This window comes from Neisseria sp. P0021.S005, from assembly GCF_051956955.1.
On record NZ_JBQCWY010000722.1, the window covers coordinates 1 to 1506 of the forward strand.

Genomic DNA, 1506 nt, shown 5'->3' on the forward strand with positions numbered 1-1506 from the left:
CTTCCGCAGCTTCAAATGCGACTGCAGATGCTTCTGCCATCGGTTCTACTGCCCAACAAGCCAGCTACGCAATGGGTGTGGACATCGGCCGTTCATTGAAACAAATGAAAGACCAAGGTACGGAAATCGATTTGAAAGTCTTCACCGAAGCCATGGAAGCCATGTTTGAAGGCAAAGAAGTTAAAATGACTGAAGCCCAAGCTCAGGAAGTGATGATGAAGTTCCTGCAAGAGCAACAAGAAAAAGCGGCTGCCAAACGTGCTGAAGATGCCAAAGTAAACTTGGAAAAAGGCGAAGCGTTCTTGAAAGAAAACGCGACTAAAGAAGGCGTGAAAACCAGCGCTTCCGGTCTGCAATACAAAATCACCAAAGAAGGCGAAGGCAAAAAACCGACTAAAGACGATGTGGTTACCGTTGAATACGAAGGCCGTCTGATTGATGGTACCGTATTTGACAGTAGCAAAGCCAACGGCGGCCCTGCAAGCTTCCCTGTAAGCCAAGTGATTCCAGGTTGGACTGAAGGTATCCAACTCTTGAAAGAAGGCGGCGAAGCAACATTCTACATCCCGGCCAAACTGGCTTACCGCGAAGTTGGCGCCGGCGATAAAATCGGCCCGAACGCTACTTTGGTATTCGACGTGAAACTGGTTAAAGTCGGCGCGCCTGATGCTGCTGCACAACAACCAGTACAAGTTGACGTACAAAAAGTTCAATAATCCGAATCAAGGCTTACGCCCTTAAACAACGGATAAAAGGCCGTCTGAAAAATTCCGTTTCAGACGGCCTTTGTTCCAAACAAACAAGGAATTATGATGAAAAATATCGTCATCCTTATTTCCGGACGCGGTAGCAATATGCAGGCGATTGTGAATGCCAATATTCCCGATGCCAACATTGCAGCCGTATTGAGCAACAGCGAGACCGCTGCCGGATTGGCATGGGCGGCAGAGCGCGGTATTGCCACTGACAGTTTGAACCATAAAAACTTCGACTCGCGTCTGGCATTTGATCAGGCTATGATGGAAAAAATCGATGCCTATCAGCCCGATTTGGTTGTATTGGCGGGCTTTATGCGCATTTTGACTCCCAAATTCTGCGCCCATTATGAAAACCGCCTGATCAATATCCATCCGTCCATCCTGCCTTCTTTCACCGGTCTGCACACCCACGAACGCGCATTGGAAGCAGGTTGCCGAGTGGCAGGCTGCACCATCCATTTTGTGACGCCCGAGCTGGATTGCGGCCCAATTATTTCACAAGGCATTGTTCCTATTTTGGACGGCGATACCGCTGACGACGTTGCCGCACGCGTGTTGACGGTTGAACACCAGCTTTTCCCGCAAGCCGTTGCCGACTTTGTTGCAGGCCGTCTGAAAATCGAAGGCAACCGCGTTTTGAATGCACAACGCAATGCCGCCGGTCAAAGCCTGTTGGCTTAATTAAAACACGATACACACAAGGAAAACATCATGAATCCGATTAAAACAACCCTGCTGACACTTTCCC

Annotated in this window: 2 protein-coding genes; both read left to right on the forward strand. The window is 49.1% G+C overall.

Annotation, left to right across the window (positions count from 1 at the left end; translation table 11 throughout):
- On the forward strand, nucleotides 1-716 hold a 716-nt coding region (locus ACTHUE_RS18685; protein ID WP_440424154.1), incomplete at its 5' end, for an FKBP-type peptidyl-prolyl cis-trans isomerase.
- Nucleotides 717-812: 96 nt separating this feature from the next.
- Nucleotides 813-1439 carry a phosphoribosylglycinamide formyltransferase gene (gene purN, locus ACTHUE_RS18690; RefSeq protein ID WP_107792403.1) on the forward strand — a complete coding sequence of 209 codons (627 nt, stop codon included), beginning with the start codon at nucleotides 813-815 and terminating at the stop codon, nucleotides 1437-1439.
- Nucleotides 1440-1506 lie beyond the last annotated feature (67 nt).

What these genes read in the sequence shown, in the direction of transcription:
- purN (WP_107792403.1), top strand. Translation starts at nt 813, where the DNA reads ATGAAAAATATCGTCATCCTTATTTCCGGACGCGGTAGCAATATGCAG.